9 protein-coding genes, 1 tRNA gene and 2 pseudogenes are annotated in these 14,219 nt (G+C 66.8%); 5 read left to right on the top strand and 7 right to left on the bottom strand.

Going from position 1 to position 14,219, the window contains the following annotated elements; all coding sequences use genetic code 11:
• From mihF to ASJ79_RS06115, 4 genes and pseudogenes are all read right to left on the bottom strand, one after another.
• A pseudogene (gene mihF, locus ASJ79_RS30730) lies at window positions 1-121 on the bottom strand (integration host factor MihF); the annotation flags it as partial.
• Window positions 116-1,403: pseudogene (locus tag ASJ79_RS06125) on the bottom strand (PP2C family serine/threonine-protein phosphatase); the annotation flags it as partial. The pseudogenes ASJ79_RS06125 and mihF, both read right to left, overlap by 6 nt.
• Window positions 1,400-1,867, bottom strand: coding sequence for an FHA domain-containing protein (locus ASJ79_RS06120; RefSeq protein WP_067953845.1), 468 nt, complete (start codon window positions 1,865-1,867; stop codon window positions 1,400-1,402). The gene ASJ79_RS06120 and the pseudogene ASJ79_RS06125, both read right to left, overlap by 4 nt.
• 99 nt (window positions 1,868-1,966) lie before the next feature.
• Complete coding sequence (locus ASJ79_RS06115) at window positions 1,967-3,400, bottom strand: DUF3662 and FHA domain-containing protein (RefSeq protein ID WP_067953844.1); 1,434 nt, start codon at window positions 3,398-3,400, stop codon at window positions 1,967-1,969.
• A 244-nt stretch (window positions 3,401-3,644) separates the two neighbouring features.
• Between ASJ79_RS06115 and ASJ79_RS06110 the strand changes: the two genes are divergently transcribed.
• Window positions 3,645-3,730: transfer RNA gene (locus ASJ79_RS06110), tRNA-Leu, on the top strand.
• A 713-nt stretch (window positions 3,731-4,443) separates the two neighbouring features.
• A complete protein-coding gene (locus ASJ79_RS32020) occupies window positions 4,444-5,514 on the top strand; it encodes a hypothetical protein (protein ID WP_156448297.1) in 1,071 nt (356 codons plus the stop codon).
• Window positions 5,515-5,554: 40 nt separating this feature from the next.
• Here ASJ79_RS32020 and ASJ79_RS06095 read toward each other — a convergent pair whose 3' ends face one another.
• Entirely contained in the window at window positions 5,555-6,238 is a 684-nt protein-coding gene (locus ASJ79_RS06095; RefSeq protein WP_067953841.1) for a GAP family protein, read from the bottom strand.
• A 209-nt stretch (window positions 6,239-6,447) separates the two neighbouring features.
• Between ASJ79_RS06095 and ASJ79_RS06090 the strand changes: the two genes are divergently transcribed.
• Window positions 6,448-8,874, top strand: coding sequence for a LuxR C-terminal-related transcriptional regulator (locus ASJ79_RS06090; RefSeq protein WP_156448296.1), 2,427 nt, complete (start codon window positions 6,448-6,450; stop codon window positions 8,872-8,874).
• Between the two features lie 10 nt (window positions 8,875-8,884).
• Here ASJ79_RS06090 and ASJ79_RS06085 read toward each other — a convergent pair whose 3' ends face one another.
• Window positions 8,885-10,306 (bottom strand): carotenoid oxygenase family protein, encoded by a 1,422-nt coding sequence (locus ASJ79_RS06085; RefSeq protein ID WP_156448295.1) that lies wholly within the window; start codon window positions 10,304-10,306, stop codon window positions 8,885-8,887.
• A 149-nt stretch (window positions 10,307-10,455) separates the two neighbouring features.
• The gene (locus ASJ79_RS06080) at window positions 10,456-10,983 is read right to left on the bottom strand and encodes a DinB family protein (RefSeq protein ID WP_067953838.1); all 528 of its coding nucleotides are present in this window, start codon (window positions 10,981-10,983) and stop codon (window positions 10,456-10,458) included.
• Between the two features lie 480 nt (window positions 10,984-11,463).
• Between ASJ79_RS06080 and ASJ79_RS06075 the strand changes: the two genes are divergently transcribed.
• Both ASJ79_RS06075 and ASJ79_RS06070 read left to right on the top strand, forming a co-directional pair.
• The gene (locus ASJ79_RS06075) at window positions 11,464-13,227 is read left to right on the top strand and encodes an Ig-like domain-containing protein (protein WP_156448294.1); all 1,764 of its coding nucleotides are present in this window, start codon (window positions 11,464-11,466) and stop codon (window positions 13,225-13,227) included.
• 200 nt (window positions 13,228-13,427) lie between these two features.
• Window positions 13,428-14,219: DUF222 domain-containing protein (locus ASJ79_RS06070; RefSeq protein WP_156448293.1), on the top strand; the 792-nt coding region annotated here is incomplete at its 3' end.

The raw sequence follows: 14,219 nt of genomic DNA, 5'->3' as shown, positions 1-14,219 counted from the left end.
CGTCCTGGAGCACCTGCTTGAGGTTGGTGCCGCCGCGCTTGAGCCGGTCTTTGAGCTCGGCTCGTGCTCGACGTGCGGCAGCAGCCTTCTCCAACGCTGCCGCGCGCTGTTCGTCGGTCAACTGGGGGAGGGGGAGCGCACACCGGCAGCACCGAACTGCGGGACAGCTCCTCGATCTGGCTGATCGCTTCGTCGAGGGTTCCGGACGGCAGGCCTGCGAGCACCTGCGCGCGTTCGGAGGGCCGCATGTCGTCGACGCCGAGCAGCCGGCAGCCCAGGTTGTCGCGCGACTGATCGGCGCTGATGAGGGAGAGTTCGTTGCGGGCGTTCAGACACCCGAGAAGATAAGGCTCCTGCAGGGAGATCCCGAGAAACGAGGCGTCGACGCCCCGCATGATGGAGACGATGCCGGCGTTCTCGCTGACGAAGTAGTTGTTGCGCACGATCTCGCGTCCGACCGCCAGGCCCGCCAGCACCACGAGGATCAACACCGCGGCGGCGATGATCATGCGTCGCCGGGACCGGGGACGCGGTGGCGGCTCTTCGGGTTGCGGCACAACACGTTTGGCGGCGTTGCGCTTCGGGTTGAACGCCGACGCGCGGCCGGCGGCGGTGTTCGGCGGCGCACTCTGATGGTCGTCGTCGCCGGACACCGCCCCCGCCAGGATCGGCTGGGTCTGTCCGTAGTCGTAGTCGACGACGTCGGCGACGACGACGGTGACGTTGTCGGGTCCGCCGCCGCGCAGCGCCAATTCGATGAGGCGGTCCGCGCTTTCGGCCACGTCCTCGATCTGCAGTGCCTCGGCGATGGTGTCGTGGCTGACCGGATCGGACAGGCCGTCCGAGCACAGCAGGTAGCGGTCACCGGCTCGCGCCTCACGCATGATCAGTGTCGGCTCGACCTCGTGGCCGGTCAGCGCCCGCATGATCAGGGAGCGCTGCGGGTGGCTGTGGGCCTCCTCGGCGGTGATCCGGCCCTCGTCGACCAGCGTCTGGACGAAGGTGTCGTCCTTGGTGATCTGGGTGAGTTCGCCGTCACGCAGCAGGTAGCCGCGCGAGTCGCCGATGTGGACCAGTCCAAGCCGGTTGCCCGCGAACAGGATTGCCGTGAGCGTGGTACCCATGCCCTCGAGCTCGGGGTCGGCCTCCACGTGCGCGGCGATCGCCGAGTTGCCTTCGCGCACCGCGGCGTCGAGCTTGCTGAGCAGATCTCCGCCGGGCTCGTCGTCGTCGAGATGCGCGAGCGCGGCGATCACCAGCTGTGAGGCCACCTCACCGGCGGCGTGGCCGCCCATGCCGTCGGCCAGCGCGAGCAGCCGCGCACCGGCATAGACCGAGTCTTCGTTGTTGGCGCGCACCAACCCCCGGTCACTGCGGGCCGCGTATCGCAGGACGAGTGTCACGGGCGCAGCTCTATCACCGTCTTGCCGATCCGCACCGGTGTGCCCATCGGAACTCGTACCGCTGTCGTCACCTTCGCCCTGTCGAGGTATGTACCGTTGGTCGATCCTAGGTCCTCTACATACCATTCGTGACCGCGTGGCGAGAGCCTGGCGTGGCGCGTCGAGGCGTAATCGTCGGTCAACACCAGCGTGGAGTCATCTGCGCGGCCGATCAGGACCGGCTGGGTGCCCAGCGGGATGCGGGTGCCGGCCAACGCGCCCTCGGTCACCACCAGCTGCCGGGGCACATGCCTGCGGGCCCGGTTGGGCAGCAGCGAGCCGCGCAGCGGCAGCCCGCGGCGCACCATCACCGCACCGGTCGGCGCGTAGATGTCGGTGCGCAGGATGCGCAGCACCGACCAGATGAACAACCACAGCAGTAGGAGGAAGCCGACACGGGTCAGCTGCAGTACCAGGCCCTGCATCTGACGTCCTCTCCGTCCCCATCCTGTCGGCACCGCCACCATACGTGGGCCACGATCGTCGTGAACACCGCGCGACCGCGTCCCCCGAGCGGCCTGACCTCAGTGGACGCGGACGATGATCTCGGAGTGGCCCAGCCGGATGACGTCGCCGTCGGCCAGCTGCCACTCCTGAACCGGTGCGTTGTTCACCGTGGTGCCGTTGGTGGAGTTGAGGTCTGACAATAGCGCGACCTGCCCGTCCCAGCGGATTTCCAGGTGACGACGCGACACACCCGTGTCGGGCAACCGGAACTGGGCGTCCTGGCCGCGGCCGATCACGTTGGCGCCTTCACGCAGTTGATAGGTGCGGCCGCTGCCGTCGTCGAGCTGCAGCGTGACCGTCGCCCCGGCGGACGGATAGTCGCCCTGGGCGCCGTATCCGCCGTAGCCACCGGGCTGGCCGTAGCCCTGGTCGCCGTAACCGGCCGGCTCGCCGTATCCCTGGTCGCCGTAACCGGCAGGAGCCTCGCCGTAGCGGCCGTAGTCGGGCTGCGCGTAGTCCTGGCGGCCGTAGGACTGGTGACCGCCGCCGTAGCCGCCCTGGTCGGGATAGCCGCCCTGATCGGGGTAGGGCGGGCGGCCCTGCGGGCCGTACCCGCCCTCGTCGGGGCGACGGCCGTAGTCGTAGTCGCCGGCCGGCGGACCGTAACCGGGCTGACCGCTGGGAGGCGGTCCGTATCCGGGCGGGGCCTGACGGTAACCCTGGTCGGGGTAGCCGGGAGGCGGGCCGTAGCCGGCGGGCGGGCGCTGCTCATAGGACTGCGGGGGGTAACCACCCTGGTCGGGGTAGCCACCCTGATCCGGGTAGCCGGGGCCGTGCTCGGGGTAGCCACCGTGCTCCGGATAACCACCGTGCTCGGGGTAGCCGCCGCGGGGCGGGTAGCCCTGGTCCTGGGCCGGGTAGCCGCCCTGGTCACCCTGCGGGTAGCCGCCGCGCTGCTCGTCCGGACGGTTGTGACGCTCGTCTTCGGGACGGTTCTCGGGACGGTTGTAGTAGTCGTCTGCGGGCCTACCGGGTCCTTGGCCGCCGCGGTAAGTCGGGTTGTCGGTCATCGGTGGTACTCCTGGTTCTGCCTGGGACGTGACGTCTCGTGGGGGTGGGGCGGGCTCGACAGTGGTCGCGTCTGGATTGACCGCGGCACGCGCCCGAAACTGTCCGGTGTGCAGGTTGGGTGACTGCTCGAATCTGACGACCACATCACCATACGTTTGCCATCCCTGCTCATGGATGTATCCCTCCAAGTGCTTGGCGAACGTGGTCGCGGTGATGTCCGGATCGGCACTCACCTTTCGATGGTCAGGCACACTGAGGGTAATGACGTAGTCGTTCGGGGCCAAAATGCGCCCACCATGCAGTTCGCGGGCCCCGGCGTCGGCTTCCCGGCGCAGCAGCGACTCCACTTCCTGCGGAACGATCGATCCGCCGAAGACCCGGGCAAAGGCATCACCGACCTTGTCCTCAAGCTTGCGCTCGAAGCGGCCGACCAACCCCATCTCCCCGATCGCCTCCCTCGCTGAGCGCAGGCTTTACTGCGCAGTGACGCCGCCAGCGTGTCGGCTGGTGGCGATGCCTGCATGCATGGTATCGGCCATCAGGGGCGCGGCGTGACCAACAGAATTCTGAGAATCACATCGGTGCAGGTCACAGTTCTGCTACCGGCTGTTTTGGAGTTCCGGGGGGTCCGCCAGTACGGTTGTGAGGCCGGGACGCCTGCGTGATAGGCTCCCTCGGTCATTCGGGCGAGTGGCGGAATGGCAGACGCGCTGGCTTCAGGTGCCAGTGTCCTTCGGGACGTGGGGGTTCAAGTCCCCCTTCGCCCACCACGAGGAGTTCAACGAACTCCAGGCACAACGGCCACGAACCAGAAATGGTTCGTGGCCTTTGTGTTTGGGTGGGGGGCGTTCGGATTCATATGGTGTGGCACGGAGCGGGGGACTTCTGTCGGGAAATCCCCCACTACAGTCCCGTTCGCGGGTTAAAGGGTTCGTGAGTCGGTGAGAACGTAGTGAGCCCCGCGGCGTTCACCTTGGAGAGTTAGACGCCCATCAGCGACGAGGCGTTTCAAAGTTGCACGCGCTTGTACCGCGGTTGTCTGGCAGAGCTGGGCGGCCTGGCTTCGGGTGATGGATCCGTAGGCGCTGACGTAATCGAGCACCATCCGCTCCTGTTGAAGGGGGTAGCCCCTTTGACACGAACGTAGGCATTGCGATCCTCCGCCAAGTCGTAGAAGCGTGCGGTGAGGTGGAACTTCCGGCTTCGTACGGCCCCACGAGCTTCCAAGATCCCTGCTTCGACGCGGCGGCCGAGGAGGCTCTTAGCCGTCGCCGGAATCAGATTGAGGGCCTCGGCGACCTCCATGCTCGTGGCAGGTCGAGTATGGCGCGGATGTCCATGACATCGATTTTGCAACGTTATGACGCGAAGCATCGAGAAGCTCCGCGGAATCATAACTTTTGATAAAAATGCGACTCTTGACTGCTGGCGCTCGTTTTCCCACGTCAGGAGGAATCTCAGGTCGGGTGGCAGAGTTAGCGGCATGGACGGCCCGCCGATGTATTCGCTATTGCGCGCACCCGAGCATGGTGATGGGTTCAGCACGCTGCGAGTGGAGGTAGCGGCTGGCGAGGTTGCGGATTTCGTGAAGGTGGGGGCATTGGTGGCTGTGGTGGCCCGGCATAACGTGAGCCTGGCCTCTGTCGCCGAGGGGGTGGCGTGCACCCATCATCGTGTCGAAATAGTCAACCCCCAGCTGCGGCCAGGAATGCTGACCATCCGGGTGTCTCCACGGGTTCCCCCGCATGCGTGGCAGCAGATCAAGCTCGTGCCGGTGCAAGGCTGCCGGGAGTTCTTGGCCAGTCACCCGGACCGGGCCGCCGTCACCGTACCGGTCGCGCGTCCCCAGCCGGGTCGAACCAAGGTGGGGTACCGCCCGATGCGACCAGCCGGGGCGTCGGTCGGCGGCGCGCCGTCGGCACGGAAGCCCCAGAAACCAGCCTCGCCCAGGATCTGGGCGAGGCTGCGACGGTACCTGTCCGTGCCCGATCGTCCGACGCCCGCCCCGCAGCCCCGTTCACTACCTGTGTCGTCCGAATTGCTTTGGGAAGCGGCGCTTTCCGATCACAATCAGGTGCTGACCGAATACCTCTCCTATGAGATGGACCCCGAACTGGTCCTGCTGTACCCCGGTGTCACCGATGTGACGGTCCCTACGGCAGCCGCCTTTCATGACGCCGCCACACGCGCGAGTGCCTTGCGCACCGAGACCGGTCCGGCCGACGCCGATCACGCCGACAGCTATCACCGCGCGGTGACCGAGTTGACCCGTCGGTGGCGTGAATGTGAGGAGTACGGCCGTCGGCTCGGACATTCGCACTTGCCATCCGAAGACGCCGCCACTTTAGACAAGACGGTCAAGCTCATCCGCCATGCACGAGCGGCCCAGACCGAGTTCGAACGGGCGAGCTACCTCGACCGGGCCCAAGCCCTGATCAGCGCCTTCCTGACCCATTCCGCACTGCGGGTCAGCCCCGCGGCGCGTCGGCAACTCGAAAGCCTGGCCACCGTCCCCGCCCTCGCCGGGCCTCCAACCCGTGACCGAGTGCCGTAACGGCAACGTCAACCGTTCTGGAGCGCAGACGTCACCGACTTCACCACCAGATGCTGCGGTGGATGAGTGCGTCGGTGACGAGGACGACTCCGGCGACGACGAACAGGATGCGTACTCCGATCGGTCCGTAGCGGGTCAGGTTCCGCACCAGCCAACGCTGTGCACGGTCGGCTCGCTTGCTGCGACGCGTCGACAAGGCCAGGACCAGCAGGCACGGCAACAGGGCGAGCGCGCAGTAGGCGATGACGATCAGCGGCCAGGCCGGGGGAAGAGGTTGGCGCGCGGCGATCATGGCCAAGCCCGCCAAGTACGGAACGGCCGTCGGCGCCTGGCCGAGACCCACTGCCACGCCGACGAATCCGAGGAGCCAGGGTCGTTGTCTGATGGCCGCCATCGCCCAACCCGGCGCGGCGCTCTGCGCGACCAACGGAAAGAACGCCAACACGATCAGCCCGAGACCTATGGCCAGTTCACCCCAGTACCTCACCGTCGGTGTTATCTCGAAGTCGGTGAGTTCGGCCAAGAAGTCGAGACCGAGCACGGTGCACAGGCCGAAGACGGTCGTCACCGTGAAGACGCCACCGACGAAACTCAACCCCCCCGGCAGCGCAGACTGGCGGTTCAAGCGGCTGCCGTAGACGACAGCCGAGACCACTCCGACGTTGAGGACGCTGAGCGAGTCGAGGAAGGCCAGACCCGTCAACACCAGGAGAAGGCCGGTCATTGATCCCGTCAACGCGGCTCACGACCGACTCGTCCGCGCAACGGCGCAGGGGGGAGGTAGCAGGCCGGCACCTCCTCGACCATACGGCGCAAGGCTGAAGCGCAGGGTGCACCGGCGTCGCATTCCTCCCCAGCACCGGGCCACCAGGTGTTAGCCCCGTGTTAACACAGATTCGGTTAGGGTCGACGCGAGTCCGAAGGGGAGCCTCATTGGGAGGAGGCGTCGACATTTCCGGCCTGCCGGTGCAACGAATGCCGTTGCGTGGCCGCGACGCCGACATCGATGCTCTCGGCCGACTCGTGCTCTCCCATCCCGGCCGCATCGTCACGGTCACGGGCGCCGGCGGCATCGGCAAGACCTGCTTGGCCGTCGCGGCGGCCACAGCGATAGCGGGCCGGTTCAAAGACGGTGCCGCCTTCGCGCCGCTCTCCGGGCTGCGCGATCCGGCGATGATGGTCGACGAGGTCGCGCGATGCCTGGGCATCGCGCTGATCCGCGACACCGAGCCGCTGAACCGCCTGTGCGAGGCGCTGCGGCATCGCGACATGGTGCTCGTCCTCGACAACTTCGAGCAGATCATCGAAGCCGCGAGTGCCGTCGCCACCCTCGCCGACTCGTGCCCGAACTTGCGGGTCCTCGTCACCAGCCGCCGCGGTCTGCATGTGCCCGGCGAGTGGCAATACGTCGTCGCCGGGCTTGAACCGGAGGCCGCGGCACAACTGTTCGCCGACCGCGCTCAGGCCGTCAAGCCCGACTTCGCCATGGACGCGTCGACGCGGCGGATGGTCGACGCGATCTGCGCCCGCCTCCAGCATCTGCCGTTGGCCATCGAACTGGCCGCGGCGCGGATCCCGCTCCTGCCACCCGCCACGTTGCACAGCCGAATCGCCGACGCCGGCGGCGTACACCTCCTGGCAGACCACGACCAATCCGCGGCCAACCGCCAACGCAGCGTCGTCGCCGCCGTCGAATGGAGCCATGACCTGCTCTCCAAGCCGGCACGTACCCTGCTTCGGCGACTGGGCGTGTTCTCCGCGGGCTTCGACCTGGTGGACGCCGAAGCCGTCTGTGTCGACGCCGACCTGCAGCCGGCGGAGCTGTTCGATGCGCTGTCGGAACTGGTGGACATGCATCTCGTCGACCCGGCGCCGCCCGCCGACCCGCCGCGCTTCGCCCTGTCGTACCCGGTGCGCAGTTACGCCGCCGAGCAGCTGGCGCAGGCCGCCGAGACCGAACCGTTCCAACAGGCCCACGCCGAGCACTACCTCCAGGAGATGCGGGCGGCAGCAAAAGGTTTGGAAGGCCCTGAGGAGCACCGCTGGACCGAACGGATCGACCGCGACATCGCCGAACTACGGATCGCGTTGGGTTGGCTGCGGTCGGCCGGACGTGTCGACGATGCGCTACTGGGCGCGTCGGCTCTGGGACCGTACTGGCTGAATCGCGGACTGAACTCCGAAGGCCGTCGGCACCTCGAACCTGTGCGCGGAGCCGCGCTCGACGCCACCGAGGCGCGTGCCGCGGGGTGGCGGATCCGGCTTGCCGTCGACGGAGTGGATGCGGTGGCGCGCGCCGACACGCTCGACCACGCCATCGACGAACTGGAGGCGGTCCAGGCCGCGATGGACTGCTGCGGTGAGCTGACCGACTGGCTTCGCGCCTGCGAACATCTCTCCTACGGGTTACGGCTTCGCGGTCGAGTGGACGAGGCTCAGCGGGTGTGCGCGGCCGCGTTGGCCCGCTGCTCGGACACCGAGATATGGTGGCGCGCCGAGTTTCTGCACCGAGACGCTCTGCTGGCGATTCAGTCGGGCGACCCGACCTTCGGTGACGACGAGGTGCTGGCAGTGGTCGACGCCGCGCAACGATCGGGCAATCAGCGGATACAGGCCCGCGCCCTGCAGATCTACGCTCTGGTGTCGGAACGCTTTTCGGGACCGCAGGCGCGGCGGGACGCGCTGATGGAGGTGCGGTCGATCAGTGAGCGGATCGGGGACCGGCGTGGGCTCTCGACGACACTGGCGCTGCTGGCTGTCGCCTCGGGCGAATGCGGGGACGATCGTGCCGAGGTTCGGTTGTTCGGCGAAACAATCGCGCTGGCACGCGATATCGGCTACTGGACGGCGGCCGCCCTGGCGTTGATGGGAATCGCCGAGGCCGCCGCTCGTCACGGCCACCACCGCGCCGCGATGCGCCTCCACAGTGTGGTGCAACGCCATCAGGAACTGCTGCGCGGACAGGCCATGCCGGGGCACGTCGACGCGTATGCGGCGACGATCGCACGCACCGAGGCCGCGCTCGGCGTCACCGCCGCTGACGAGTCGCTGGCCCGGGGCGCGGCCCTCAGCGACACCGATGCGTTGAATGAAGCACTGCGGCTCGCACAGACCATCGTCGCGCCAGAACCACCGAAGCCGCCCCCTTCTCGTGCCACACCGCAGCAGCTCACCGCCCGGGAACGTGAAGTGCTTGCGCAGATCGCGACCGGCAGGACCAACGAGGAGATCGGGCGCGCGTTGCACCTCAGCCCGAAAACCGTCATGCACCACTGCGGGCACATCTACCAGAAGCTCGGGGTGCGTGGCCGGGCCGAGGCCGTGGCACACGCGGTGACCCACGGTCTGTTGGACTTGTGAGCGACGGGCTTCACGTCGTCGGAATCCAGTTGCCGTGCAACCCGAACGGGACGCGATGCGGCATGCGGATGGTCGCGGCCGGTTCACCGGCGATGTCGGCGGCGTGCAGAATGGTCAGGTTCGTGTCGAGGGTGGACGGATCGTAGCTGTAGAAGAGCAGGTAACCCCCGTCCTCCCCGGATTGGCCGGCGCCCGGCGCGAAGATCGGCTCGCCGACTCGCAGGTGGTCCAGATCCCGCACGGCCACCTCACCGGTCACAGTGTCGTAACGGCGCACCTGGTCCCACTCACCGAGCACCGGTGCGTGTTTACCGACGACGTGGTAGTAGCGGTGACGCTGCCCGATCAGGCGGTCGTCGATGCGCGGAAACTCGGCCATCCGGTCGTCGACCTGCTCGAAAACCGCCGCGCCCGTGGTCATGTTCAGCCGGACGCGTGCCATCCCGGCGCCGCCCGGCCCGCCCGGGATTCCCATCCCGGGGTGCGTCCAATAGGGATAGTCGATCGAGATCGTCGTCGCACCGTCGTCGCCCGCCTCCTCAAAAGCGTTGGCGAAGTGCCACACCCAGAATGCGTCGCACTCGAACCATTTGGTTCCGGATCCGTCGCGGGCGATCACGGCGATGCGGGTGCCGCGTTCGGTGCGCCACTGCAGCGCCGGTTCGCCGCGTTGGGGCCCTTCGAGGTCGATGACGACCGGGCAGATGAAGATGACGAGGTAGCGCTCGGTGATGACGCAGTCGTGAATCATGTGCGGCGCGTCCAGTTCGACGACCTGCTCGGCGCGGGCGCGCCCGTCGGCTGCCACCACCGACCACGTCAGGTAGGGCCGGTCGATGCCGTACCGGAAGACGACGAGTTCACCGGTGATCGGATCGATTCGCGGATGGGCGGTGATGCCGCCGGGCAACACGCCGCCGTACGTGTAGTGACCGACGGTGTCCAGATCGCACGTCAACTCGTAGGTCGGCATGCTCTCGGCCAGCGCCAGAATCCGCCCACCGTGTCCGATCACGTTGACGAACGGTGCATCCCGATCGGACTGGTCGGTCAGGTCGCCCACCTCGTCGGCCCCCGGCCGGACGGTGCTGTGCAGGCCGCCCCACAACGCCCGCCCCGCCCGTTCTTCGGCGGCCATGACCGGCGTGCGGACGAAGCGGTTGGCGTACCGGACCTCCCCGTCGTTGAACCACAGCCCATGCACCATCGCGTCGCCGTCAAGCGGAAACGTGTAGCTGCCGATCGGCGTGAACCGGGGGTTGGGACCGTTGCGCAGGTATGCCCCTGACAGTTCGGGCGGCACTTCACCCTGGATCACCTGCAGCCGCGGTGCGTCGATCTCATCGGTGATCGGGGCGAAGATGCCGTTCAGCATGTGCTCGGCAGTCGGATCGAAGTCGACTGCGGGGTGCTCCATCTGATTCGACGTCATGGCCGGCTCCTTCACTCGTGGTCTGCGGCTCTGACTGGAGGGCGCAGTCGAGCACGTTTTCCAGCCAACCGAATGAGTGCAGGCGAGCGCATCGGGCAATCGCCCTATGCCGGGCGGTGAGCCAGAGATGGGTCTAGATGTTCCGGCTCTCAGCGGTGGTCCGCACCATGTCCCTCGGCGAGGATGCGCCGGATGTCCCACCAGTGGTGATAGCAGTCGTGCACGACCGTGTTGACGGCGTCGAGTGCCGACAACGCACCTCGCTCGGGGTGCAACAGTGTCGCGTCGTGTCGCAAGGCGGCTTGGGATGTCTCGGTAAAATCCTCGAACGCGCGCTTCAGCGACCACATGCTGCTCGCGTAGCCGATGAGGTGGTAATTGCGGGCCTCCGCCAGCTTGTCCTGATCAAACGGCGCTATCGGGACCGCGGTGGGTCGGTGGTCGAGAGCCGCGAATCGCTCGGCCCAGATGCGCTCGTTGTCGCCTATGTGGCAGAGGTATTCACCGACCGACCACAGCGGAGCTGCAGTTACCCGGCCGAACTGTGCGACCGTGATCGCATCCAGCGACTGGTGCACCTGGGCGTGAATGCGGGCGATGTCACCGGGCGTTTGAGGCCATTGGTAACCGCATTCACGGCAGGGGTCACCGAATTCCTCCGGTCCGGTCAACGCCACGACAGGTCTGCCTCGAAGCGTTGAACATCTTCCATTGAGACATCACCTCGTTCAGGTAGGCACGGCGCGGCGGCGCCACATCCAACAGCTATGTGGAGCTTAACGACTCCAGAACTCGGGCGGTGGGCACCGAGCACAGCGCGGGATAGGGCTTTCGCCCGATGCGCGCGGTAGCCCAGCGCAGTTGGATTCTCGGTGTCGGCATCAGTGACCGCGAAGCGAGGCCACCTTGCCGATTGCGCGGCCGGTCGGCTGTCGTTTCGGTGGGTCAACCGGCCGCATCAACCACGGGGTAATTCGCCGTACGTCGACGAAACCTCTTGGCAATCCGAGACAGTCGACAAGACAGGACAGACGATGTCAGTATCGAAGATACCGCGGCACGACAGATCTTCCACAGTCCCAACGGCAATCGGCCAAGGCAGCGTTCGGCGTCTGCTGCAGACCGGCGCGGTCGTCGCCGGTTTGGGTGCGGCCGTCGTGACCACCCCGGCGGGTGTTGCGGGGGCAGACGAATCCGCCGCGCAGGACCGCAGTTCCACCTCCGCCGCGTCGGCCACGTCCGACTCATCGGCCGGTAGGTCCGACTCGCGATCCGACAACCGCGACCGTCCGGGCAGGACTCGAACCGCTGGCCGGGAGTCTGCCGCCGGTGATGATTCCGACAGTGCCGAAGCTGCCGACCCTGACGAGAACACGAAAGTCGACGCCGAGGCGGAGCCGGACTCCGTCGTCGCCGAGCCGGACGACGACGCCGACGTCGAGCCGGACGACGACGCCGACGTCGAGCCGGACGACATTGACCAGATCGAGCGCGATACCGACTCCCGCCGGCATGTCAGCGCCGCTCGTCCGCGGCCTACTCCGTCGCCGGCTGTTGCCACCGCCGACGACAGTCGCTCGAACACCAGGATCGACCTGGTCACGTCCGAGGACCACGACGCCGTCACGTCGGAGGAAACACCGCACGATACCGAGGAATCTGCCGTACCCGTTGAGGCGGTGGCAGCCACCACCATCGCGCCGGACTCGGCCACCGACGCCGCCACCAGCAGCCCGGTGGTCAAGCAACAGGAACCGTTGACGTGGCAGTCGGTCGTCACCGACGTGTGGCGCTGGTTCGGTCTGGGCACTGCACCCGAGGTCCCCCCGGCCCGTATCGGGCCGGTGCTGGAGGGCGTCTGGCTGGGGCTGCGACGGGTCCAATACACCCTGTTCAATCAACGCCCCGTAGCCACCGCGACAACGCCGGAGGTCGATCCGCTCACCGGAACCTACGTCGGCGACATCGGGATGAGCGACAGCGACGGCGACGTGGTCATCCCGGTACTCGGCACGACACCGTCGCGCGGGGAGGTGACGATCGACGCCGACGGCTCCTACGTCTACACACCGGACGTGGACTTCGCGGTGACCGGTGGAACCGATTCGTTCACCGTCCATCTCGACGACGTCACCGCGAACGAATGGCACCTGCGCGGATTTCTCGAAGGTCTCGGTATCGGGAAGCCCACCGTAGTGACGGTCACCGTCCAGGTCGCCGCCAACCAGGCACCGACCGTCGACTTCAACGTCGGGGTACCCGCCGGCGACGATGACCGCGTGCCCATCAACATCGTTGTCACCGATCCCGACGGTGACTCGGTCGAACAACGGGGTGTCGGGCTCATCAGCGCCGATGCCTCCAAGGGGATCGTCGAGTTCGACCCAGACTTGAACGTCTATTTTTTCTATCCGACAGTTGAGGCACGGACCGCCGCGTACTGGGCCGGGGAGGGGGCACCCGAGACGTTCGCGACCGTACGGGTGACCGTCGCCGACGAGCACGGGGAGCAAACCGTCCAGGACATTACTGTTCCTGTGGCTCAGCGGTATGTGCTCGTAATACCGGACGGCGGAACGGGCGTCGTGTATCCCGACGAGAACATCCTCGTCAACTCGGTCATCCGGGTCGATGCCGATGGGATTCCCGCAATGCGGACTATCGATGAAGGAACCGGATCGGTCATCTTCCTGGACGTCTTGGAACCGGTCGAGATCTGGAGCTACGGCAGAATTCAGGCCCTGCTGTCGCCGGAGAACAGGCTGATCGAAATCTACTCGTACGACGAGTTGATTCACATGTTCGAGATGTTGGCACAAGCGGAGTACTTCGTCGGCTCCGACAGCAACGACGGTGCCGAGGTGCTCTACGAGCGCACCCGTACGGGCCTGCTGACCGAATTGTTCCGGGCGACGTTATGAGTTTTCCTCGGTGATCATTGGGCGCCTGGGCTCTGTGGGTGTCGAGATTGCGGTGAGGGTTGTGGTCCGGGCGTGGTGGACGACCGTGGTGTGGATCTCGGGGGATTGGCGACGGTTTTGCCGGTGGTGGGTTAGGCCGTTGTGCGGGAGTGGGTTTCGTGGGTGCCGGTTTTGTCGGTGGGTGGTGTCAGGATGGGGTTATGGCGTCGAGGGTTCCGGTGGGTACTGGCACTGGGGGTGTGGTGCGTCAGTCGGATCGGCTGGAGGCGTTCTTCGAGGAGTTGGCGGAGTTGGCCGGTCAGCGCAACGCCATCGACGGGCGGATCGCCCAGATCGCCGCCGAGATCGATCGGGCCGGGTTGTGGGCGATCACCGGGGTGAAGTCGATGGAGGGGTTGATCGCGTGGAAGCTGGGCACCTCGTGGCGTAATGCCGAGACGATCGTGGCGGTGGCGCGCCGGATGGGGGAGTTCCCGCGGTGTAGCCGGGATTTACGGGAGGGCCGGCTGTCGTTGGATCAGGTCGGGGTGATCGCCGAACGGGCCGGGACGGGTTCGGATGCCCATTACGCCGAGTTCGCCGCCAATGCCACGGTCAGCCAGTTGCGGACCGCGATCAAGGCCGAACCCCGCCCCGAACCCGAACCCAAACCCGAATCCGACGGTGATTCCGAAGCCGACGTGGACGTCGACCCCGACCCGGGGCCGCGGCCGTCGATCACCAAGACCATCGAGGGTGATTTCGTCTGTTGGCGGATCACGCTGCCGTCTTTGGAGTCGGCGAAGTTCGAGGCGGCCCTGCAATCCCACCATGACGGGTTGATCGCGCAGTGGAAACGCGACCACGCCAGCAACCCCGACTCCGCCGACACCGGCGACACCGACTCCGGCTCCGGCTCGGGCGGGTTGTCGGGGGGTTTGCGGCCGCCGTTTCCGGGGGCCGGTGAGGGGTTCATGGCGTTGGTGGAGGCCGGTTGGGATGTCGAGGCGGCG

It is taken from the genome of Mycobacterium sp. NAZ190054 (assembly GCF_001545925.1).
Classification (GTDB): domain Bacteria; phylum Actinomycetota; class Actinomycetes; order Mycobacteriales; family Mycobacteriaceae; genus Mycobacterium.
Note: the sequence above shows the minus strand (reverse complement) of the source record. Positions and strands in the feature narration are given on the sequence as shown.